General features: G+C 39.3%; 23 protein-coding genes and 1 tRNA gene. 1 reads left to right on the top strand and 23 read right to left on the bottom strand.

What is annotated here, in order from left to right; all coding sequences use genetic code 11:
- Positions 1–284 precede the first annotated feature (284 nt).
- The 6 genes from gap to OK414_RS26295 form a co-directional block, all read right to left on the bottom strand.
- Positions 285–1,292, bottom strand: coding sequence for a type I glyceraldehyde-3-phosphate dehydrogenase (gap, locus tag OK414_RS26270; protein WP_013059702.1), 1,008 nt, complete (start codon positions 1,290–1,292; stop codon positions 285–287).
- A gap of 45 nt (positions 1,293–1,337) precedes the next feature.
- Complete coding sequence (locus OK414_RS26275) at positions 1,338–2,366, bottom strand: sugar-binding transcriptional regulator (RefSeq protein ID WP_034648413.1); 1,029 nt, start codon at positions 2,364–2,366, stop codon at positions 1,338–1,340.
- A gap of 133 nt (positions 2,367–2,499) precedes the next feature.
- Positions 2,500–2,748: a glutaredoxin family protein gene (locus OK414_RS26280; protein WP_013085387.1), complete on the bottom strand. Its 249-nt coding sequence runs from the start codon at positions 2,746–2,748 to the stop codon at positions 2,500–2,502.
- 12 nt (positions 2,749–2,760) lie between these two features.
- Positions 2,761–4,071, bottom strand: a complete 1,311-nt coding sequence (gene rpoN / locus OK414_RS26285; protein WP_263045911.1) for an RNA polymerase factor sigma-54 — start codon at positions 4,069–4,071, stop codon at positions 2,761–2,763.
- A 286-nt stretch (positions 4,072–4,357) separates the two neighbouring features.
- A complete protein-coding gene (locus OK414_RS26290) occupies positions 4,358–5,032 on the bottom strand; it encodes a hypothetical protein (protein WP_263045912.1) in 675 nt (224 codons plus the stop codon).
- A 200-nt stretch (positions 5,033–5,232) separates the two neighbouring features.
- A tRNA-Arg gene (locus OK414_RS26295) sits at positions 5,233–5,304 on the bottom strand.
- A gap of 220 nt (positions 5,305–5,524) precedes the next feature.
- Between OK414_RS26295 and clpP the strand changes: the two genes are divergently transcribed.
- Positions 5,525–6,112, top strand: a complete 588-nt coding sequence (gene clpP, locus OK414_RS26300; protein WP_013059707.1) for an ATP-dependent Clp endopeptidase proteolytic subunit ClpP — start codon at positions 5,525–5,527, stop codon at positions 6,110–6,112.
- Positions 6,113–6,144: 32 nt separating this feature from the next.
- On the opposite strand, the gene OK414_RS26305 is transcribed toward clpP, so the two are convergent.
- The 17 genes from OK414_RS26305 to ppaX form a co-directional block, all read right to left on the bottom strand.
- A complete protein-coding gene (locus OK414_RS26305; protein ID WP_013059708.1) occupies positions 6,145–6,399 on the bottom strand; it encodes an HPr family phosphocarrier protein in 255 nt (84 codons plus the stop codon).
- Positions 6,400–6,427: 28 nt separating this feature from the next.
- Positions 6,428–7,372: a DNA-binding protein WhiA gene (gene whiA, locus OK414_RS26310; RefSeq protein WP_013085390.1), complete on the bottom strand. Its 945-nt coding sequence runs from the start codon at positions 7,370–7,372 to the stop codon at positions 6,428–6,430.
- Between the two features lie 33 nt (positions 7,373–7,405).
- Positions 7,406–8,392: a gluconeogenesis factor YvcK family protein gene (locus OK414_RS26315; RefSeq protein WP_013085391.1), complete on the bottom strand. Its 987-nt coding sequence runs from the start codon at positions 8,390–8,392 to the stop codon at positions 7,406–7,408.
- On the bottom strand, positions 8,389–9,282 hold the full coding sequence (gene rapZ / locus OK414_RS26320) for an RNase adapter RapZ (protein WP_013059711.1): 894 nt from the start codon (positions 9,280–9,282) through the stop codon (positions 8,389–8,391). The genes OK414_RS26315 and rapZ overlap by 4 nt, the downstream gene beginning before the upstream one ends.
- 41 nt (positions 9,283–9,323) lie before the next feature.
- Positions 9,324–9,782 (bottom strand): 8-oxo-dGTP diphosphatase, encoded by a 459-nt coding sequence (locus OK414_RS26325; RefSeq protein ID WP_013059712.1) that lies wholly within the window; start codon positions 9,780–9,782, stop codon positions 9,324–9,326.
- A 303-nt stretch (positions 9,783–10,085) separates the two neighbouring features.
- Positions 10,086–11,039 (bottom strand): thioredoxin-disulfide reductase, encoded by a 954-nt coding sequence (gene trxB, locus OK414_RS26330; protein ID WP_013059713.1) that lies wholly within the window; start codon positions 11,037–11,039, stop codon positions 10,086–10,088.
- A gap of 111 nt (positions 11,040–11,150) precedes the next feature.
- On the bottom strand, positions 11,151–12,653 hold the full coding sequence (locus OK414_RS26335; RefSeq protein WP_013085393.1) for a tetratricopeptide repeat protein: 1,503 nt from the start codon (positions 12,651–12,653) through the stop codon (positions 11,151–11,153).
- A gap of 181 nt (positions 12,654–12,834) precedes the next feature.
- Positions 12,835–13,458, bottom strand: a complete 624-nt coding sequence (hisIE, locus tag OK414_RS26340) for a bifunctional phosphoribosyl-AMP cyclohydrolase/phosphoribosyl-ATP diphosphatase HisIE (protein WP_013059715.1) — start codon at positions 13,456–13,458, stop codon at positions 12,835–12,837.
- A complete protein-coding gene (gene hisF / locus OK414_RS26345; RefSeq protein ID WP_016765868.1) occupies positions 13,455–14,213 on the bottom strand; it encodes an imidazole glycerol phosphate synthase subunit HisF in 759 nt (252 codons plus the stop codon). Before hisF ends, hisIE begins: the two co-directional genes overlap by 4 nt.
- Positions 14,213–14,947, bottom strand: coding sequence for a 1-(5-phosphoribosyl)-5-[(5-phosphoribosylamino)methylideneamino]imidazole-4-carboxamide isomerase (gene hisA, locus OK414_RS26350; RefSeq protein ID WP_013085396.1), 735 nt, complete (start codon positions 14,945–14,947; stop codon positions 14,213–14,215). Before hisA ends, hisF begins: the two co-directional genes overlap by 1 nt.
- Entirely contained in the window at positions 14,934–15,581 is a 648-nt protein-coding gene (gene hisH / locus OK414_RS26355) for an imidazole glycerol phosphate synthase subunit HisH (protein WP_034648409.1), read from the bottom strand. Before hisH ends, hisA begins: the two co-directional genes overlap by 14 nt.
- The gene (hisB, locus tag OK414_RS26360; protein ID WP_013059719.1) at positions 15,582–16,166 is read right to left on the bottom strand and encodes an imidazoleglycerol-phosphate dehydratase HisB; all 585 of its coding nucleotides are present in this window, start codon (positions 16,164–16,166) and stop codon (positions 15,582–15,584) included.
- Between the two features lie 50 nt (positions 16,167–16,216).
- A complete protein-coding gene (hisD, locus tag OK414_RS26365) occupies positions 16,217–17,509 on the bottom strand; it encodes a histidinol dehydrogenase (RefSeq protein WP_263045913.1) in 1,293 nt (430 codons plus the stop codon).
- 15 nt (positions 17,510–17,524) lie between these two features.
- A complete protein-coding gene (gene hisG, locus OK414_RS26370) occupies positions 17,525–18,157 on the bottom strand; it encodes an ATP phosphoribosyltransferase (protein WP_013059721.1) in 633 nt (210 codons plus the stop codon).
- Positions 18,157–19,338 carry an ATP phosphoribosyltransferase regulatory subunit gene (locus OK414_RS26375; RefSeq protein ID WP_034648405.1) on the bottom strand — a complete coding sequence of 394 codons (1,182 nt, stop codon included), beginning with the start codon at positions 19,336–19,338 and terminating at the stop codon, positions 18,157–18,159. The genes hisG and OK414_RS26375 overlap by 1 nt, the downstream gene beginning before the upstream one ends.
- Before the next feature lie 183 nt (positions 19,339–19,521).
- Positions 19,522–20,049, bottom strand: coding sequence for an acyltransferase (locus OK414_RS26380; protein WP_034648402.1), 528 nt, complete (start codon positions 20,047–20,049; stop codon positions 19,522–19,524).
- Complete coding sequence (gene ppaX, locus OK414_RS26385; RefSeq protein ID WP_034648399.1) at positions 20,046–20,693, bottom strand: pyrophosphatase PpaX; 648 nt, start codon at positions 20,691–20,693, stop codon at positions 20,046–20,048. The genes OK414_RS26380 and ppaX overlap by 4 nt, the downstream gene beginning before the upstream one ends.
- Between the last annotated feature and the right edge of the window lie 35 nt (positions 20,694–20,728).

A 20,728-nucleotide genomic window follows, 5' to 3' on the forward strand; every position in this document is an offset into this window, starting at 1 on the left:
ATGGTACTAAGCAAGTAGGCTTCTATGTAATCATCAATCCACAAACCACCGTAGATTTCATTTTATATATTGGCGCCTTTCTATATAAAGTGAAACTCCAGTTAGCTGCTTATGACGCTTTTTCATGTAGAAGCCAATACATAAATCAAGGAAGAGGGGGTATGCCCCTCTCTTCCTTAGCAAGTCTTATTATAGTCGTTCTATTTTCAGATATCCAATAAAAAAGGAAAGTCTAGTCGATTTCTGTCTTATTGAATAAAATAGAAGCGAATTTTAAGTTATTCTTATAGTCCTTTAGCAGCGATGTATTGAGCAAGGTCTACTACACGGTTAGAATATCCGCTCTCGTTATCGTACCAAGAGATAACTTTAACCATGTTACCTTCCATTACCATTGTAGATAATGCATCGATTGTAGAAGAGTTGATGTTACCATTGTAGTCACCAGATACTAGTGGCTCTTCGCTGTAACCAAGGATGCCTTTAAGATCGCCTTCAGCAGCTTCTTTAAGAGCGTTGTTTACATCTTCAACAGTTACTTCTTTGTCAAGTTCAGCAACTAAGTCTACTAAAGAAACGTTTGGAGTTGGAACACGCATAGCTCCACCGTTTAATTTACCTTTTAATTCAGGTAATACTAGAGATACAGCTTTAGCAGCACCAGTTGAAGTTGGGATGATGTTTTCAGCAGCTGCACGAGCACGACGGTAATCTTTGTGTGGTAAGTCTAAGATTTGTTGGTCGTTTGTGTAAGAGTGAACTGTTGTCATCATTCCGCGTTTAAGACCGAACTTGTCATTTAACACTTTAGCAAATGGCGCTAAGCAGTTAGTTGTACAAGAAGCGTTTGAAATTACGTTGTGGTTAGCCGCATCGTATTTGTCTTCGTTAACACCCATTACGATTGTGATATCTTCGTCAGATGCTGGAGCAGAGATGATTACTTTTTTAGCTCCTGCTTCTAAGTGTTTCGCAGCGTCAGCGCGTTTTGTGAAGAATCCAGTAGATTCAACAACGATTTCTACGCCTTGTTTGCCCCAAGATAATTGAGCTGGGTCACGTTCAGCAGAGATTTCGATTGTTTTACCGTTTACTACTAAGTTGCTACCATCTACTACTACTTCTGCATCTAATTTTCCGTGTACAGAATCATATTTTAAAAGGTGAGCAAGCATGTTAGCATCTGTTAAGTCGTTGATTGCTACTACTTCAACGTTATCATTTTTTAAAGCTGCGCGGAATACATTACGGCCGATACGACCAAATCCGTTAATACCAATTTTTACTGCCATGGGTATTTCCTCCTTGAATGTAAAAAGTATTTTTTATATGAGGGATTAATTAAAACCCCTTACTAACTCTTTTGCGGCGCCTTCATCTGTAATGAGAATCGAATCATGCGCTTGTTGCATAAACGCTTTAATTGCCTTTGCTTTTGATGAACCTCCTGCAACAGCAATAACACATTTATTGTTCTTTAAATCATCGAGTTGTATGCCAACTGTTTTAACTTTATGAACAACTTCGCCTTGATGATTAAAATAGTATCCAAATGCCTCACCTACAGCATGTCCATTTTTCACTTTTTCTAAGTCTGCTTGTGGTGTTTTACGGCGTTCTGCCATTGTCATAGCGTCTCCTATTCCGTGAACAACCATACCAGCGGACTTAATTAAATGAAGCATGTCTTTAATAGATGGTTCACCGATAATGGATCGGTATGCTTCATCACTAAGCTGATCTGGAACATGAAGCAAGCGATAGTGACTCATGGACTTTTCAGCCATCTTAGCACAAATCGTATTTGCTTGGTTTTGTACATTTTCACCTAGCCCTCCGCGAGCAGGTACAAAAAGTACATCAGGGTGTTTTAAATCAGGTGTCATCATTTCGGCAACGGCGGCAAGCGTCGTACCACCTGTAACAGCAACGGTATTTTTTTTACCAACAAGGCGCTCCTTGATACACGAAACAGATGCTCGACCCATTTCATTTTTGACCCAAGGAGACTGATCACTATCTCCAGATACAACAACAACTTCTGATAAAGAAAACGCCTCTTTTAATGTTGTTTCCAATAACCGAAGTCCTGAAACTTCCTTCATTACTTCTTCTAATTCAGCCAGAAGGAGCTCTCCCTCATTTGTAAGCGTCATTCCACTAGGGTAAATGTCAATCAAATCTTGTTCTTTTAAGAATGTTACTTCGCTTCGTAACACACGCTCTGTTAGCCCAAGGCTTACAGCTAAGTTTCTGCGGCCAATCGGCTGCATTAAACGTATGTATTGCAAGATTTGATAGCGCTTTTGCATAACTGAGAGAAGTTCAGGTAATAATTTTCGTTGTACTTCTATTAAAGAACGCATGTTAAAATCCCCTTAAGGCATAAACTCGCTGGACACATTTCGTCCCGTATAGACATATTATGTCCCACCTTGCGCAAAAAAAATTCACCCTGCTACAAAATCTATTCTAACAGGAGTGAATCCTTTATTCAACTCATGTGTTGCCTATTTTTAAAAGTAAGCGTTTTCTTAATGGAATACCTGTTATTTTTCCATATTCCACTTCTTCTCCGTCCATTTCTACTACAGGAATCGTAAGATGATATTTTTCCAACCACTCATCGTTTTTATAAATATCTCGTTCAATAAGCTGAAAGGGAAAATCCGACTGCAGCTCTGCAAGCAGCTTCTTTGCATCATCGCATAAATGACAGCTATTTTTGGTATACAGTACGACTTCCACATTCCCACTCCTTTACTGCGTGACAAAAAGTTTTCGTTGACTGGATGGTAGAACGTTTAATTGATCTCGATATTTGGCTACCGTTCTTCTTGAAATAGTAACGTTATAATTGCTTTGCAAGACGTTAGCTAACTGCTGATCTGAAAGCGGACGCTGTTTGTTTTCTTCTGATACTAGCTTTTTAAGCAGTTCTTTTACATGAGTTGTAGAAGTCGCTTCGTTGTTGCCCAGTTGAATACTAGTTGAGAAAAAAGATTTCATTGAAAAGGTGCCAAAAGGTGTTTGAATATATTTGTGCCGAGTAGCACGGCTAATCGTCGATTCATGCACGGACGTTTGTTCCGCTACTTCCTTCATTGTTAAGGGTTTCAAATACGAAGGACCCTTTTTAAAAAATGCTTCTTGTTCAACAAGTAAGGTATTCATTAATGCGTTTAATGTATCTTTGCGTGTGTATAAACTTTTCATAATCCATTGAAATTCACGATATTTCTCTTGTAAATAAGAAAACATTTCTTGGTTTTGCCTGTTTTTCAGCTGGAGTTTGTATTGTTCATTCACTGAAAGGCGAGGTTCCAAATCCTCATTTGCATAAGCAACGACATTTCCATCTTCAATTTTTACAATAAAATCCGGTACAATGAATCGTTCATTGGACTTCATATAAAATGATCCAGGACGAGGATTTAATTTTTTAATCTGTTCATGTAATTGTTGAAGAGCTTCAAGTGAGATTTGACATAACTTTGAGATTTTCATCCATTTTTTATACGCAAATTCCTCAAAGTGATGTGTCAAAATTTGCTCTATTTTTTCTGTCCATTGATTATTCCTTTTTAATTGAAGCATTAAGCACTCTTGTAAACTTCTTGCCCCTACTCCTGCCGGGTCCATCTGCTGCACAAGCTGGAGAGCCTTTTCAACCTGCTCTTGACCTTGACCAAGCTGGTTAGCAAGTATAATTAACTCATCGTGCAAATAGCCAGCATCATCCAGACTATGAATAACAAACTCAACGGCTGCCTGCTCACATTCATCTAATTTTAATAATGCGGATTGATTCATTAAATGTTCGTACAGCGTTTCTTTAGGAGCTGGTATACTGCTCATATAATCTGTTGAATCAGAAGTTGCATGATTTTTTTGATTGTGAGATGTATAGACGGGCAGCTCTGAAAAATCTATAAGCGGATTTTGAAGCGCCTGCTCATGTAAAAACGCTACAATATCCATCGATGAATATTGTAAAAGAGAAATAGCTTGTGATAATTCTTTTGACATCGTCAGCTTTAACGACTGCTGCTGAAATAATCCAATCTCCATTATTTCTCCCCTCCCCTTTATCTATTTTACTATAAAAACGCTTTCAAAGAGCATGTAACTATTTTTTATATGTAATTTTTTCATCAAAAAATCTCCGTCAACCTTTGTTAACGAAGCGGTTCATCCTATTTTTAATTACTAACCATCAAAAAAGTAATAGAGCTATGTACCTTTATAACTTTTCATTATAATTCGCACCAACCACATGATCCGAGTAATAATCCGACATGACGTTCTCTTCGTCATGTCGGATTTTCTGCATGTGTATAATATATAGAAGAATTACTTATTGAATGGTCTGTGCCATTTGCATAAACTTGTCCAAGTTTTCTTCGTCGTTTTTCGTGAAGATGGTTAGCTTCGTTGGTTTCTTTCCTTTAACCAACACAGCGTTTACCTTATGATCGCCAGATGTGGCTTCATACCAAACAGAATCTTTGAAGATTCCATTCTCTTCAAGATTCTTTTTCTCTGCTGCATTTTTATCAACTGCTGTTGCCGTTTGTTTAACAGATTGAGCAGCGTCGTCCATCGATGCTTTTGATGACATCATTTCGATACGCATAAATTGAGAATCATCTGAAGTTAATACTAACGCATCTTTTCCTGGTTCTTCACCCGTTAGTTTATAACCGTCCATTACTTGAATAGAATAATCTTGTTCTGGGCTTTTTGTTAGTTTTGTTTCTGAAGAAGACGTTGACTGTTCATCATCCGCTGTTTCGCTAGTTGATGATTGACTTCCTGAAGGTTTGGCTGAGACCTCAGAAGAATCCGCATCTTTTTTCGAATCTTCTTTTGCAGCGCCTGATGTTTGATCAGATTTAGAAGCTGTGTCCTGCTGAACATTTTCTGCTTGATCATTAGACTTCGGCTGAGCAGAATCTTCGTTCGTCCCGCATGCAGACAGCAATAGTGCTACCGATGCACTGACAATGAAAAGTTTGTTCATACATTTCATATTTATTCCTCCTCCGTGTTTCTTTTCCTTATATACTGTTTTATAGTATTCTGACAAATTCCGCAACCGGTACAATGGAATTAATTCTTGCTTCCTTACGCGTATAAGAGGGTATAGGAGGAAAATAAATATATTTTTTTGAGAAGATGAGTCTTTTTACTCAAAATAAAAAACGTTGCGTAATCCGCAACGTTTTAAGACGCCCTCGACAGGATTCGAACCCACCCTAAGAGAACCGGAATCTCTTGTGCTATCCACTACACTACGAGGGCATATTTGTCACAACTTCCATTATAGGAGAGAAAACTTCTCTTTTCAATAGAATACTACGTTTATTTTTTTTAGAAGGGGGAAAAATTTTAATAATGTCAAAGAGGAATATATAGTCTTTTAAGCGAATATGTGTAGTAGAGGTTCTTTTGTTTGACCTTTATTGACCATACGTGTATTATAGGTACATAACAAATTATTCTTGTTAAGGAGGAATTTAATATGAACTTAATTCCTACAGTTATTGAACAAACAAACCGTGGTGAACGTGCTTATGACATTTATTCACGTTTATTAAAAGACCGCATTATTATTTTAGGTAGTGCTATTGACGATAATGTAGCTAACTCAATCGTTTCTCAGCTTCTATTCTTAGCTGCTGAAGACCCAGAAAAAGATATCTCACTTTATATCAACAGTCCAGGTGGCTCTATTACAGCTGGAATGGCTATCTACGATACGATGCAATTCATTAAGCCAAAAGTTTCTACAATTTGTATCGGTATGGCTGCATCAATGGGTGCTTTCTTACTGGCTGCTGGTGAAAAGGGCAAACGTTTTGCTCTTCCAAACAGCGAAGTAATGATTCATCAACCTCTTGGTGGTGCTCAAGGACAAGCTACTGAAATCGAAATTGCGGCAAAACGTATTCTATTCTTACGTGAAAAACTAAATTCAATTTTAGCTGAGCGTACAGGTCAACCGTTAGAAGTGCTACAACGTGATACAGATCGTGATAATTTCATGACTGCTGAACGCGCTTTAGAATACGGTCTAATTGACAAAGTATTAGAAAACGACCCTAAATAAAAAAAGCCTTTCCCGGAGCGGGAAAGGCTTTTTTATGCATCGTTCTCTACGTAAGCTACTAACGCATCCATTGCTTCTTTTTCATCTACCCCTTCAACAATGAGCGTAATAAGAGAACCGTTATTAATCGCTAAGCTCATTAACCCCATGATACTTTTAGCGTTGACCACTTTCTCATCTTTCTTCAAGTACACATCAGATGTAAAACGAGTTGCTTCTTGCACAAATAGTGCGGCAACACGAGCTTGTAATCCCGTTTTTAATTTTACTTCTACTTGTTTTTCCATGATAAAATCCTCCCCCTTGCAATTCCCCTTATGTGACTGGCTGACCGGCGCGAAGCTTGTCTGCTATTTGGTCAATTTTACGCAACCGATGGTTAATGCCCGATTTGCTAATTTGACCTCCAGATACCATCTCACCAAGCTCCTTTAACGTAACGTCTTGGTATTCCACACGCAAACGAGCAATTTCTCTTAGCTTTTCTGGTAAGATGTCTAATCCAGCTGTTTCATCAATATAACGAATGTTTTCCACTTGACGAATAGCCGCTCCGATCGTTTTATTTAAGTTAGCTGTTTCACAATTGACTAAGCGATTAACGGAATTTCGCATATCTCGGACGATTCTTACATCCTCAAACCGTAAAAGAGCGTTATGGGCTCCAATGATATTTAGAAACTCCGTAATTTTTTCAGCTTCTTTCAAATAGTTAATATAGCCTTTTTTCCGTTCTAATGTTTTACTATTCAATTGAAATTCGTTCATTAAATTGCATAAAGCTTCGTTGTGCTCTTCATACAATGAAAAGATTTCAAGATGGTACGATGATGTCTCTGGGTTATTAATAGAACCGCCGGCTAAAAATGCGCCTCTTAAGTAGGATCGCTTACAGCATTTCTTTTGTACTAGCTCTGGTGAAATACGATGTGTAAACGTGAATCCTTCTTCTACAATTTTTAAGTCTTCCAAAAGCATTCTCGTTTTCTCTACTAATCGAACAATATACACATTATTTTTCTTCAATCGCATTTTCTTACGTACAAGCAGTTCTACTGACACATCATAATTTTTCTTAAGCAGGACATAAATGCGCCGAGCAATCGCTGCGTTTTCTGTTTGAACATCAACCGTGAATTTTTTATTCGAAAAAGAAAGTGAACCATTCATTCGAATTAATGCAGAAAGCTCTGCTTTTGCACAGCAATCTTTGACTTCTAAATTCGTTAACTCTTTTTTTGTTTCTGATGCAAATGACATAACTTCACCTCCAATCTACATACGGAAATGGTGTTAAACACCCGTATTCGCTTTACCTTGCAGCGATGTCAGCATAGAATACACAAGCTTTGCTACTTTTTTTGTATCATGCCTAATTACGCTGCCGTCATACTGAATAATTTGATCTTCAATCACTTCTAACCCTAATTTTAGCAATACTTCACGATCATATTCTACAGGCTGAGCCTGCTCTACTTGATATTTCTTTTTTAAAGGTGCTGGAATAGGTGCATTATTGACGATAATTGCATCTAAAAATGCACACGGCATATGATTGTAAAGCGCTTTAATATGATCACTTGCCTTAAAGCCCAATGTCTCACCCGGCTGCGTCATCACGTTGCATACGTACACTTTCTTGGCTTTTGTCGAACAAAGCTCGTTACAAATATCCTGCACCAGTAAATTCGGCAAAATACTTGTATAAAGACTTCCGGGCCCCAACACAATTAAATCAGCGCGTCGAATCGCTTTTATTGTCTCGACAAGCGGTTTCACATCGGCGGGCGATAAAAATACTTTATTAATTTTTTTATTAACTTCTGGAATTTTAGATTCACCTGTTACGATGGATCCATCTTGCATCTCCGCATGCAGCACAACACTTTGATTAGCTGCTGGAAGTACTTTCCCTCTGACGTTTAGTACTTTGCTCATTTCTCGTATAGCATGCACAAAATCGCCAGTAATAGACGTCATAGCTGCAAGCAACAAATTGCCAAGAGAATGGCCTGTAAGCTCATTTCCTGTATCAAATCGATGCTGAAAAAGCTCTTCAACTAGTGGCTCTACATCAGATAAAGCAACTAGCACATTTCGAATATCACCAGGAGCAGGGATTTCAAGTTCATCGCGCAATCGGCCAGAACTTCCCCCGTCGTCTGCTACGGTTACGATGGCTGTAAGATCAAGAGGGTATTCCTTCAACCCTCTTAACAGCACTGGTAAACCCGTTCCTCCCCCAATGACGACAACTTTTGGAAGCTGTTCACTGCTCATCTATGATTTTCCTTTCTCCTCTCAATGTCACGATGAGAAATATGAGTTTTGTATTCATTCTGGAAATGGTGACCTAAATATTCAGCTAATGTGACGGAGCGATGCTGCCCGCCTGTGCATCCTATAGCAATGACCAGCTGGCTTTTACCTTCTCGCTTGTATTGTGGAAGCATAAACGAAAGTAAGTCTACTACTTTTTCAATGAACTTTTGAGTTTCCGTCCATTTTAATACGTAAGAAGAAACCTCTTCTTCAAGCCCTGTTTTAGGACGCATATGGTCAATGTAGTGAGGGTTTGGCAAAAAGCGCACATCAAAGACTAAATCAGCGTCAATAGGTACACCATATTTAAAACCAAACGACATCACATTAACAGTAAAAACCTGTGAAGCGTGCGACGAAAACTGAGTTAAAATCTTTTCTCTAAGCTCTCTTGGTTTTAACTCTGACGTCTCATAAATAAGCTGAGCTCTTCCCTTTAACTCCTCAAGAAGCTCACGTTCCATACCAATTCCTTCTAAAGGTAAACCCGAAGGAGCTAGCGGATGTGAACGTCTTGTTTCTTTATAGCGTGTCACCAATACAGAATCTTTTGCATCTAAAAATAAAATTTGTGGCGTGACCCACGTTGTTTCACTCATGTTATCTAATGCTTCAAACAGGCTTTCAAAAAACTCTCTGCCTCGCAAGTCCATAACAAGAGCAACTTTATTCATTTTATTCCCTGACTCTTTCATGAGTTCTAAAAATTTCGGTAGCAATGTAGGGGGTAAATTATCTACACAAAAGAACCCTAAATCTTCAAAACTCTGAATTGCTACTGTTTTTCCTGCACCTGACATTCCAGTAATAATCACTAATTGAATATCGCTTACAGACCCAGTACTCATTTTCCATCCCCCTCAATCTATGCATACATGTCTATTTATCATTAACAAGGATCAATTCGATAAGATAATAACTCGAAATCCGTTGTATACGTAAAGTTGCCATAAATAACACCCGACCCTTTTGCTACATAATCGATAATGTGATGATCTCCCGGCGCCATCGGCAATTCACTTACTTCACTCAAATTATGCCAACCAAGTTTGCCTTCTTCTGATTCTAGCACATTTGTCCCATCAAAATCTGTAGCAAAAAAAGTAAACATCATCCATTCAGATGAAATTTGATCGTTTTCTTTCATCGTAAAAGTAAAGATACCTTTTACAGTGGGATTTTTCAAATAAATTCCCGTCTCTTCACGAAATTCTCTTACAACAGAGTCTTTTACAGATTCTCCTTGCTCCATTTTCCCACCCGGGGCCACCCACCAGTTTCTTCGTGGCTTTTGAAGCAACAATACTTTATCATCTTTCATTAATACACAATTTGTGACCCTTTGCATGTTTTCCACCTCATCATATGTATACTGACATTTTCTTTTATTATACTACGAAACAAACTTCTCTCACAACGGAGATGAACTAACTATTACTAAATTTTCTGAAAATAATCAATTGCTGTTATATACGTAAATCCAATCTGTTATAGTCACAAAAAAGAGGCATAGGAACACGTCCTATGCCCGACATACATATATTTTATAAAAGGGGGTCAATTACTATCTATATAGTACCCCATCAATGTTTCACAGGTGTTACAGAACAGTTAAAACCGAATTACGTTTTGTAAAAGGTTGATTTCAGCCTTATTGCTGAATAGCTTTTAACTTTTCTTTTAACTCTTCTACATAGTGCTGAGCCGCTTGAGCCGCAATGCTGCCATCACCTGTAGCTGTTACAATTTGACGAAGAGCCTTTTCACGAACATCTCCAGCTGCGAACACACCTGGTACTTTTGTTTCCATTTGCTCGTTCGTTTCAATATATCCTTCTTTATTCGTGATGTTTAGGCTTTCGAATGGTTTTGTTAGTGGAACCATTCCAACATAAATGAATACGCCGTCCGCACCGAACTCGCGCTCTTCACCTGTTTTGGTGTCTACTAACGTTACGCTGCCTACTTTACCGTCTTTTTCATTTACTTCTTTGACCGTTGTATTCCAAATAAAATCAACTTTTTCGTTGTCAAATGCACGCTGCTGTAGGATTTTCTGCGCACGAAGCTCATCACGTCGGTGAATAATTGTTACTTTTGTTGCGAAGCGTGTTAAATATACGCCTTCTTCAACTGCAGAGTCTCCACCGCCTACAACGACTAGCTCTTTACCTTTAAAAAATGCGCCGTCACATACAGCACAATAAGATACGCCGCGGCCGCCTAGTTCTTTTTCTCCTGGCGCGCCTAATTTTTTATATTCCGCACCAGTAGCAACGATTACTGAACGTGTTTTATATTCTTTGCTGCCTGCACGAACTGTCTTGTATTCTTCTCCGTCGATGATTTCTTTAATATCACCGTACGCATATTCCGCACCGAATTTTTTTGCATGCTCAAACATTTTGTTAGAAAGGTCAGGGCCAAGGATATGGTCATAACCTGGATAGTTTTCTACATCTTCCGTATTAGCCATTTGACCGCCTGGAATTCCGCGTTCAATCATTAGTGTTGATAAATCTGCACGAGATGTATATACAGCAGCAGTCATACCTGCTGGACCTGCCCCAATAATAATGACATCATAAATTTTTTCTTCTGTCATTGCTTTACACTCCTTTTAGGAAATTCCTTCGTAGTTGATTCCAAATTTATGGATAATTATTTCGTTACCACTATCCTAATATGTTCTTCCTATTATCGTCTATTTTTTTGCTCAATTTAATAATGTATTCACAATTTTACTGTACTTTCTCACTGTTGCAGCGGAAATGGAATATTGTTTTGCCGCATCGGCTTGAGTAATAGCCTGCCTTTTTTCTTTCGCCCATATATATGTGACGGCTGCAGCCCATGCATTTACGTTCACATGCTGAAAATCATAGGATTGTTTATATACCTGTACATATACATAAAACCAAAAGCTTAAAAGATCCTGGGTATCACTTTCATTCTGCGATTCCATCTCCAGTTCAATAACATCTGCCACCTCAAAAATCACATGTTGTTTATCCTGCCATACATACGTATATACTTCATCCAAAAGTGTACTCATATGTATAGAAGACTTGATTTCTTCTAAAAGGAGCAGGCGCTGTTGTTCAGGAAGCTTTTTTGCCATATACAAGCTGTAAAGCTGATCGTGAACATTTTTTGTTGCACACTTCTTTTTCGCTGTAACATCCACTTTCGATTGAAAAACCTTCGCAGCTTTTTGACTGATGCGCCAAGGCTCCTCTCCTTCTTTATCAGGAACGTCTTCCAATGCCAGCTTCCACATTTCTTTAGCGAACGCTTCACGCCCGGTATAGTAAGAAGCATATGAGAGCCAATAATGAAATGAGTTGTCTCCTTGAAATCCTTGTGTATAAAGCTTTTTTAACCATCTGTATGATAGTTTGTATTGACCAATCAATGCAAATGTTGCTCCAAGCTTATAGCGGTGTTCAAATGACATTGGATAAACGCGGCTAAGCCCGTCTGTAAGCTCCTCAACTTCTTTATGCTTATGGCAATAATAATAGAAAATCAGCTGATTGCATAACGCATGAAGATTTCCAGGGTTTTTCTCCAATACTTCATTCAGCAAATCCATTGCCTCATCAATTTTATTTAAATAAAAATAAGCTAACGCTAAATTATTATATGCAGACCAGAATTCTGGATACTCATCAATTATTTCAGTTAACAAATCCACTGCTTCTTCAAAATTTGTTGCTTCAAGCAGTCGTTTTGCTTGTTCTTGTTTTATAATCAGCATGTCCCCTAGCTGATTTTTAGGCTCTTCATCTTCTTCATCCACATCAATTGATAGTAAATCTAACAGATCTGTAGCCGATCGAAAGAGGTCACCATTTGGAAAATGCTCAATGTAATACATCGCGTATTTTTTTGATTCTTCAAACAGTCCAAGATGCGCATAGCTGTTGGCTATATAGTAGTAACAGCTTCCTAATGTATCGTCCATATGATGAATCACATGGAGAAAAAGCTCGTTGGCATCTTGATAATCTCCCTGCTCCGTTAAAGCTACTCCAACGTTTGTAAGAAGCTGTGGATTACGGGCATTTTCTTTGTTTGCACGCGTTAAATACTTGAGCGCTTTATCCGACTCCTCTTCTTCAAACGCCTGCAGCGCTTTTTCGAAATAGAAGTCACCCGTTTGCGAAAATGGAATTACTTGTGCCATTTTTTGAATTACTTTTGAGTGTTTTTCCATTAAGCCCTCCAAATAAGTTGATAATTTCGACGTTCGTAGTATATCACATTTGCCAAGAAGTTTAATACCTCTATTCAAAAAAGGAGCCTGTAAGCAGTCGTTTCTTGACGCAAATAAGAGAAGGTTTTGCCTCTTTTATCTAAAATGAGACAACTCCTTCTCTCTTTTCACTATGTAGCTATTAGCTAGAGTGACGCTCTTTTAATACTGATAGGACATCGTCTAAAGGCAGCTTTTGCTCACGAAGTAAAACAAGTACGTGGTACAATAAATCTGCAACTTCCCACTTCAGTTCATCATGGTCACGATTTTTTGCTGCAATAATCACTTCACCAGCTTCTTCTCCTACTTTTTTGAGGATTTTATCTACGCCTTTATCGAATAAGTATGTTGTATAAGCTCCTTCTGGCATTTCAGCTTCACGCTTAGCGATTACTTCTTCTAGCTCATTAATAATAGCAAACCGATTATCGTTTTGTTTATTTTCGCCAAGAATTGTTTCATTAAAGCAGCTGTAAGCGCCCGTATGACAAGCAGGACCTTGAGGCTCCACTTTTACAACAAGAGAATCAGCATCACAGTCATATGCCATGCTCACAATTTTTTGTGTGTTTCCAGAGGTTGCCCCCTTGTGCCACAACTCTTGTCGAGAACGGCTGTAAAACCATGTTTCACGTGTATCAATTGATTTTTGAAGTGATTCTTCGTTCATATAAGCCAATGTTAAAACTTCTTTGCTCACAGCATCTTGTACAATAGCTGGCACAAGTCCATCACTGTTGAATTTAATATTTTCAATCGTCATCGAATGCTCACTCCTTGTTGTTTTGCATAGCTTTTAATTTCTTTTACAGATGTTTCTTTATAGTGAAAGATCGAAGCCGCCAAAGCCGCGTCAGCTTCCCCTTTTTCAAACGCATCGACAAAATCTTGACCATTTCCTGCGCCGCCGGAAGCAATAACAGGAACGCTCACCGCTTGGCTGACTGCTTTGGTTAATGCTAAATCAAACCCTGACTTTTCACCGTCTTTATCCATACTCGTTAACAAGATCTCACCCGCACCGCGCTTTACTGCTTCTCTTGCCCAGTCGATTACTTCCCAGTCCGTTGCATTGCGGCCTCCGTGTGTGTAGACTCGCCATGATTGTAAGCTTTCATCGTACTTAGCATCGATGGCTACCACAATACACTGAGCTCCAAAAAAGTCGGACCCTTCTGTAATCAGTGTTGGATTGAGTACGGCCGCTGTATTTAATGACACTTTGTCTGCACCAGCACGAAGCATTCTTTTCATATCTTCTAATGCATTAATTCCTCCGCCCACCGTAAAAGGAATCGCTAGCTGAGATGCTACTTCTTCTACAACATGTACCATCGTTTTGCGTCCTTCATGAGAAGCAGAAATGTCTAAAAAGACTAATTCGTCTGCGCCTTCTTCGTCATAAAATTTCGCCAACTCTACAGGATCTCCTGCATCTCGAAGTTCCACAAACTGAACTCCTTTTACCACACGGCCGTCCTTTACATCTAAACAAGGAATGATTCGTTTTGTAATCATTACGCTTTCACCTCTTGAAGTGCTTCAGCTACTGTAAACTTATTTGTATAAAGTGCTTTCCCTACAATGGCACCAATAACGCCGTCAGCTTCATATTTCTTTAGTGCATCTAGATCAGCAAGTTTACTAACTCCCCCTGATGCAATCACACCTTTTCCAGTAGCCTTAGCCATCTCAACAATTCCTTCCACATTAGGACCAGACAGCATACCATCAGTAGAAATATCCGTGAAAATAAATGTTTCCGCACCAGCATTAGCCAATTCTTTTCCTAGTTCTGTCGCTTTGATTGTAGATGTTTCCACCCAGCCTTCCGTCGCAACATAGCCATCACGTGCATCAATACCAATAGCAATACGCGCACCATATTCCTTCAGCATTTTTTTCACAAATTCAGGATTAGAAATAGCTGCACTTCCTAAAATAACACGGTCAATTCCGTTTTCTAAGTAGTAAGCAACGTCAGCTTCTGAGCGAATGCCTCCTCCAATTTGCACACGTACATCTAATTTCTTTTTCACGCCTAGCACAAATTCATCATTCACGCGCTTAGCCGCTTTTGCGCCGTCTAAATCAACCATGTGAATCCACTGAGCGCCTTCACTTGCGAATTGTGTGGCCATATCTACCGGAGAATCTCCGTACACCGTTTCTTTTGAGTAATCTCCTTGAAGCAAACGGACGCACTTTCCTCCGCGCATATCAATGGCTGGATATATTTCAAATTTGCTCATACGATGGGCTCCTTTTCTCTACGAAGTTTGCATAATTTTGCAGCATTTGCATTCCGATTGCACTGCTTTTTTCAGGATGGAATTGAGTGCCAAATACGTGTTCTTTTCCAACAACTGCTGGAACTTCGACATCATAAGGACTTGTTGCTAAAAGCACGTCTTGATCATTTGTTTTTACGTAATAAGAGTGAACAAAGTACACGTGACCTTCACTGATTCCATCAAGCAGAGCAGATTGCTGATGAAAATCTAAAGAGTTCCAGCCCATATGCGGAACTTTATATGTCTGTCCTTCGGCAGTAATGCCGGGAATACGCTCGACTCTCCCTTTTAACAGTTCCAGCCCTTTTGTTACACCGTTCTCATCGCTTTCTTCAAATAAAAGCTGCATACCTAAACAAATTCCAAGCAAAGGCATTCCTTTTGCTACTTCTTCTTTAATAAAGTCCGTCAGCTTTGTTTGATTCAGCTGTTCCATCGCATCTTTGAATGCTCCAACCCCAGGAAGAATCAGCCCTTTTGCCTTACTTAGTTCTGCAGGATCTGCGGAGATAATATAGTCATAGTTTAATCGTTCCAGAGCTTTACTTACGCTGTATAAGTTGCCCATCCCATAGTCGATAATTCCAATCATTTACAACATCCCTTTCGTCGAAGGCACACCTTTGACACGCGGATCAATCGTTGTCGCTTCGTCCAAAGCACGTGCTAATGCCTTAAATACTGCTTCAATAATGTGGTGCGTATTTTTACCGTAGTGTACAATTACATGTACATTCATGCGAGATTCTAATGCGAATTTCCATAAAAATTCATACACAAGCTCTGTATCAAATGTACCAACGCGCGACGCGGGAATATCACCTTTAAATTCAAAATGAGGACGATTGCTTAAATCTACTACGACTTGAGCCAACGCGTCATCCATTGGTACAAAAGCATTTCCATAGCGTTTAATTCCTTTTTTATCACCGAGCGCTTCTTTGAACGTTTGACCAAGGCAAATACCGATATCTTCCGTTGTATGGTGATCATCAATCTCCGTGTCCCCGTCTGCTTTTACATCAAGGTTAAACTGTCCGTGTTTTGTAAATAAATCGAGCATATGATTTAAAAAAGGAACGCCTGTATCAATGTTCGCTTTTCCTTCTCCATCGATTCCAATCGCTAATGCAATATCCGTTTCGTTTGTTGTACGTTTAATACTTGACTCTCTCATTGTGAAACTCCTTTCAACTGTGCATGTAATAAGTAAAGAAAAGAACATTTCTACTCTTTTCTTTTAATCTCCACCTTATTTTTAAAGCGTTCTTCAACCGCCCTTGCATGAGCTTCTAGCCCTTCTAAACGAGCAAATGCTGAGATTTTCGAGACATTTTTCTGGAGAGCTTGTTGGCTGTATGAAATGATACTAGACTTTTTCACAAATGAATCAACTGATAAAGGACTTGAGAATTTTGCTGTCCCATTTGTTGGAAGAACATGGTTTGGTCCCGCGAAATAATCGCCAACAGGTTCTGAGCTGTATCTTCCTAGAAAAATAGCACCGGCATGACGAATGGAACCTAAAAGTTCAAGTGGACTTTCAGTCATAATTTCTAAATGCTCAGGAGCTAATTGATTAACAGCTTCAATCGCTTCTTCTAATGACCCGGTCACATAAATAGCGCCATGGTTATCAATAGAAGGTTTTGCAATTTCTTTACGAGGTAAAGATTCCACTTGTCTTTCCACTTCTTCTTTAACAGCTTCGGCTAATGTCATCGAAGGTGTAACTAAAATACTTGAAGCTAATTTGTCATGTTCTGCTTGAGACAATAAATCAGCGGCCACTTCGTTCGGCTTAGCCGTATCGTCTGCTAGTACGACAATTTCACTAGGTCCAGCAATTGAGTCAATGTCTACTAAGCCATATACTTCTCTTTTCGCTAATGCAACAAAGATATTACCTGGCCCTACAATTTTATCGACGGATTGAATTGTTTCTGTTCCATAGGCAAGTGCTCCTACTGCCTGAGCTCCCCCTACTTTATAAATCTCTTTGACCCCAAGCTCACTCGCTGCTACCACTACTCCAGCAGGAAGCGCGCCGTCTTTTCCTGGAGGTGAAACCATCACGATACGTTTTACACCTGCCACTTGAGCAGGAATGACATTCATCAAAACTGAAGAAGGATAAGCCGCAAGGCCTCCCGGTACATAAACACCTACTGCATCTAAAGGCGTTACTTTCTGCCCTAAAATGGTGCCGTCTTCTTTTGTTGTCATCCAAGACTGCTCGACCATTCTTTCGTGGTAATCACGAATGTTGTCAGCAGCTTCACGAATGATTGACAGCATATCTGCATCAACCAGCTCATAAGCACGCTTCTTTTCTTGTTCTGTCACAAGCAAAGAAGAAAGCTCAACGCCGTCAAATTGGGCTGTATACCTTTTTAAAGCTTCGTCTTTTTGCTCTTGCACCTGCTTTAAAATATTTACGACAATTTCTCTTTGAGCACTTGTCCCTTGATCAATCGTACGCTTTAAGCTCACTTGTTCTGTTACACGTGTAATTTTCAATGTATGTCACCTCTTTTATACAGGTTGAACCACTTGGGCTAAACGATTCACTAAATCATCAATTCGTTCGTCTTTTAAACGATAGCTCACAGGGTTCACAATCAAACGCGATGTAATATCTTCAATATGCTCCAATTCAACAAGTCCGTTCTCTTTTAGTGTTTGTCCCGTTGATACAATATCAACGATCCGATCAGCCAGGCCGATTAAAGGCGCTAATTCAATTGAACCATTCAATTTTATAATTTCTACTTGCTCTCCTTGCTCCCTGAAATAAGTAGATGCTACATTTGGATATTTGGTTGCCACTTTTTGAGCAATTTCTGATTTTTTAGCATTAGGCAAACCGGCAACGGCCAAATGACATTTACTAATATTTAAATCCAACAGCTCATAAACATCTCGTTCTTCTTCTAACATTACGTCTTTACCTGCAATACCAAGATCCGCTACTCCGTATTCTACATAAGTAGTAACGTCCATTGGTTTTGCTAAAATAAAGCGCATGTTCTCTTCAGGAATATCTACAATCAGCTTGCGCGAATCGTCAAATTCTGGCGGCAATTGAAAGTCTGCTTGACGCAAAAGTTCAGCTGCTTCTTCAAAAATACGTCCTTTTGGCATTGCAATTGTTAATAGTTCACTCATTATTGTCCCCCCTTGCCTCGTTTTCCAATTAGAAACGTGACTTCTTCAAACTGTGCAGTAAATACATCAACATCATCAACGCCTGCAATTTCCTGAGTCACTACCCGGTATCCTTGCTTGCGCTGCTCAGTAGCTAAAGCTAACGCCTCATCCAAACGCTCCTGGCTATATAATATGCCGTATACTGCTGAAGGCTCATATACTTCTTCGCCCAGCGCTTCAATTAAGCGGTCAAGCTGAATTCCAAATCCTGTAGCTGGTGTTTTAGACGCAAATTTTTCAAGAAGCTGGTCATAACGTCCTCCATTACCGATATGGAAACCAACGTTTTCAGCAAAGACTTCAAATAAAATACCTGTGTAATAGCTCATATGACTGACTAAGTTAAAATCAATTTTAATTTCATCCGTTACACCGTATGCATCAAGCATATTCCATAGCTTTTTCAAATCACCGGCTGCTTTTTTACCAGCTTCGTTTTCAACTAGTTCAACCGCTTCTTCAATCTTCTTTTCATCTCCGCGCAGGTTAAGCAGCTGAAGAAGACGCTGTTTATCAATAGAAGATAGATTCAAATCTTTTACATGATTACGATAGCCCACATAATTTTTCTCATATAAAAAGCGGCGAAGCACGTTAGCACGTTCTTCATTTCCGACAATTTCTAAAAAAAGCGAATTAACAAACCCGATGTGGCCAATTGCCACTTTAAATGATTTAAGTCCCGCTCTTTTTAATGCGCCGATCATGAGAGCAATCACTTCAGCATCGCTGCTCATCGTAGCGTCTCCAATTAGCTCAACGCCTATTTGTTCAAACTCCGCCGGGCGGCCACCCTCACGCTGCTGAGCTCGGAATACATTTGCTTCATAAGCTAAGCGCAAAGGAGAATTATTTAAAAGTTTTGAAGCGGCCACACGTGCAAATGGTGTTGTTACATCCGGTCGCAGCACAAGCGTATGCCCTTCTTTATCTAAAAGTTTAAACAATTGTTGATCTAAAATAGCTGATGCGCTTCCTACCGTCTCGTAGTATTCCACAGTAGGCGTTGCCATATATTGATAGCCCCAGCTGCCGATTTCATCTGCCAGCTGATTGCGAACTTGTTTTTTTCTTTCAAAAAGAGCTGGCAGGGTATCTCTCATTCCAAGGGGTTTTTCAAACATAAATAACTTTGACATTCCGACACGTCCTTTAAGCTTGATTTTATCTATTAAGGAACCATTGATAGGTTGATTTTACTTTATCACACTAATGTATTAGCGAAATAACAAATTAAAGTTATTGATAGTTTACACCCGATAAAGTCAGCCGTCAACCGCCAGCTGTTCAAATTTACAAAAAAAACCACAGCTTAGTTCTTGCTAAGTTGTGGCTTTAGGTTCTGCTTCCCTGCGCTTTTCCATTTCTTCTTTTGTATAGATGACACGCATAGGGTTACCTCCAACAAAGAAACCGGGTGCTACATCTTTATGAACCACCGTTCCAGCCGCTACAACCGCTTTGTTGCCGATTGTTACGCCTGGAAGGATGGTGCTATTTGCTCCAATCATCACTTCATCCCCAATGATGACATCTCCAAGACGATATTCCGTTATCAGATATTCATGAGCGAGAATAGTTGTATTGTATCCGATAACCGTATTGCGTCCTACTTGTATTTTTTCAGGAAACATAATATCGAGCATCACCATAAGGGCAAAGGATGTTTGAGGTCCTACTTTCATCCCTAAGCACACTTTGTACAGCCAGCTTTTCATCGAAAGAAAAGGTGTATAGCGAGCGCATTGAATGATTAGGAAGTTGCGCACTACTTTCCAAAAAGGCACGGTCTTATAGACATGCCAAAGGGAATTAGCTCCTTTAACCGGATAGCGCGTCGTTTTTCTCACTGACGTTCTCCTTTTAATATATCAATTAAATCCGTCATATTCTCTAAAATAATATCAGGATTATAAGAAGCGATATGATCTCTTCCTTTTGCACTCCAAGCAACTCCAGCTGTTTTCGTATAAGCTCTTTGGCCAGAAACGATGTCATGATGGTTATCTCCCACCATCAGTGCTTCTTCAGGTTTAGCATCCAATAGCTTCAGTGCTTTTTCTACCGGCTCAGGATGCGGCTTTGCATTTGTTACGTCTTCAATTGCGACAATCGTATCAAAGAACTGCTCTAACTTCGTTAACTTAAGCCCCATCATGACCGTATTTCTTTGCTTTGTTGTGACAATACCTAATTTATAATTCTGCTCGTGCAGCCATTTAACTGTTTCAAGTACGCCTTCAAATTCTTTAACAAGCAAATCGTGATTGGCTAGATTATGCGTGCGATACATCTCAATCATTTCGTTTACTTTCGTTTTATCCATTTCTACAAACGTGTCGTATAAAGGAGGCCCCATAAACTGTAAAATATCTTCACGAGTATATTGTTCAGGATAATAGTGATTAAGCGTATGAGTAAACGAGGCAATAATTAATTCATTTGTATCAATTAACGTACCGTCTAAATCAAACAAAACCGTATTAATCGTCATTATTCATTTCCTTCCCTTGCGTCAAATCAAGTTTG

Origin of the sequence: Priestia sp. JV24 (assembly GCF_025910025.1) — a bacterium.
Taxonomy (GTDB): domain Bacteria; phylum Bacillota; class Bacilli; order Bacillales; family Bacillaceae_H; genus Priestia; species Priestia megaterium.

Bases quoted from the DNA above. Each gene is read 5' to 3' on its own strand.
- hisG (WP_013059721.1), bottom strand. From the start codon at position 18,157: ATGAGTGAACTATTAACAATTGCAATGCCAAAAGGACGTATTTTTGAA.
- OK414_RS26275 (WP_034648413.1), bottom strand. From the start codon at position 2,366: ATGCGTTCTTTAATAGAAGTACAACGAAAATTATTACCTGAACTTCTC.
- hisIE (WP_013059715.1), bottom strand. From the start codon at position 13,458: ATGACGATTGAAAATATTAAATTCAACAGTGATGGACTTGTGCCAGCT.
- hisB (WP_013059719.1), bottom strand. From the start codon at position 16,166: ATGAGAGAGTCAAGTATTAAACGTACAACAAACGAAACGGATATTGCA.
- gap (WP_013059702.1), bottom strand. From the start codon at position 1,292: ATGGCAGTAAAAATTGGTATTAACGGATTTGGTCGTATCGGCCGTAAT.
- clpP (WP_013059707.1), top strand. From the start codon at position 5,525: ATGAACTTAATTCCTACAGTTATTGAACAAACAAACCGTGGTGAACGT.
- trxB (WP_013059713.1), bottom strand. From the start codon at position 11,039: ATGACAGAAGAAAAAATTTATGATGTCATTATTATTGGGGCAGGTCCA.
- hisA (WP_013085396.1), bottom strand. From the start codon at position 14,947: ATGAGCAAATTTGAAATATATCCAGCCATTGATATGCGCGGAGGAAAG.
- OK414_RS26375 (WP_034648405.1), bottom strand. From the start codon at position 19,338: ATGTCAAAGTTATTTATGTTTGAAAAACCCCTTGGAATGAGAGATACC.
- OK414_RS26315 (WP_013085391.1), bottom strand. From the start codon at position 8,392: ATGAGCAGTGAACAGCTTCCAAAAGTTGTCGTCATTGGGGGAGGAACG.
- ppaX (WP_034648399.1), bottom strand. From the start codon at position 20,693: ATGACGATTAATACGGTTTTGTTTGATTTAGACGGTACGTTAATTGAT.
- OK414_RS26335 (WP_013085393.1), bottom strand. From the start codon at position 12,653: ATGGAAAAACACTCAAAAGTAATTCAAAAAATGGCACAAGTAATTCCA.
- OK414_RS26290 (WP_263045912.1), bottom strand. From the start codon at position 5,032: ATGAAATGTATGAACAAACTTTTCATTGTCAGTGCATCGGTAGCACTA.
- rpoN (WP_263045911.1), bottom strand. From the start codon at position 4,071: ATGGAGATTGGATTATTTCAGCAGCAGTCGTTAAAGCTGACGATGTCA.
- OK414_RS26305 (WP_013059708.1), bottom strand. From the start codon at position 6,399: ATGGAAAAACAAGTAGAAGTAAAATTAAAAACGGGATTACAAGCTCGT.
- whiA (WP_013085390.1), bottom strand. From the start codon at position 7,372: ATGTCATTTGCATCAGAAACAAAAAAAGAGTTAACGAATTTAGAAGTC.
- rapZ (WP_013059711.1), bottom strand. From the start codon at position 9,282: ATGAGTACTGGGTCTGTAAGCGATATTCAATTAGTGATTATTACTGGA.
- hisH (WP_034648409.1), bottom strand. From the start codon at position 15,581: ATGATTGGAATTATCGACTATGGGATGGGCAACTTATACAGCGTAAGT.
- OK414_RS26325 (WP_013059712.1), bottom strand. From the start codon at position 9,782: ATGCAAAGGGTCACAAATTGTGTATTAATGAAAGATGATAAAGTATTG.
- hisF (WP_016765868.1), bottom strand. From the start codon at position 14,213: ATGATTACAAAACGAATCATTCCTTGTTTAGATGTAAAGGACGGCCGT.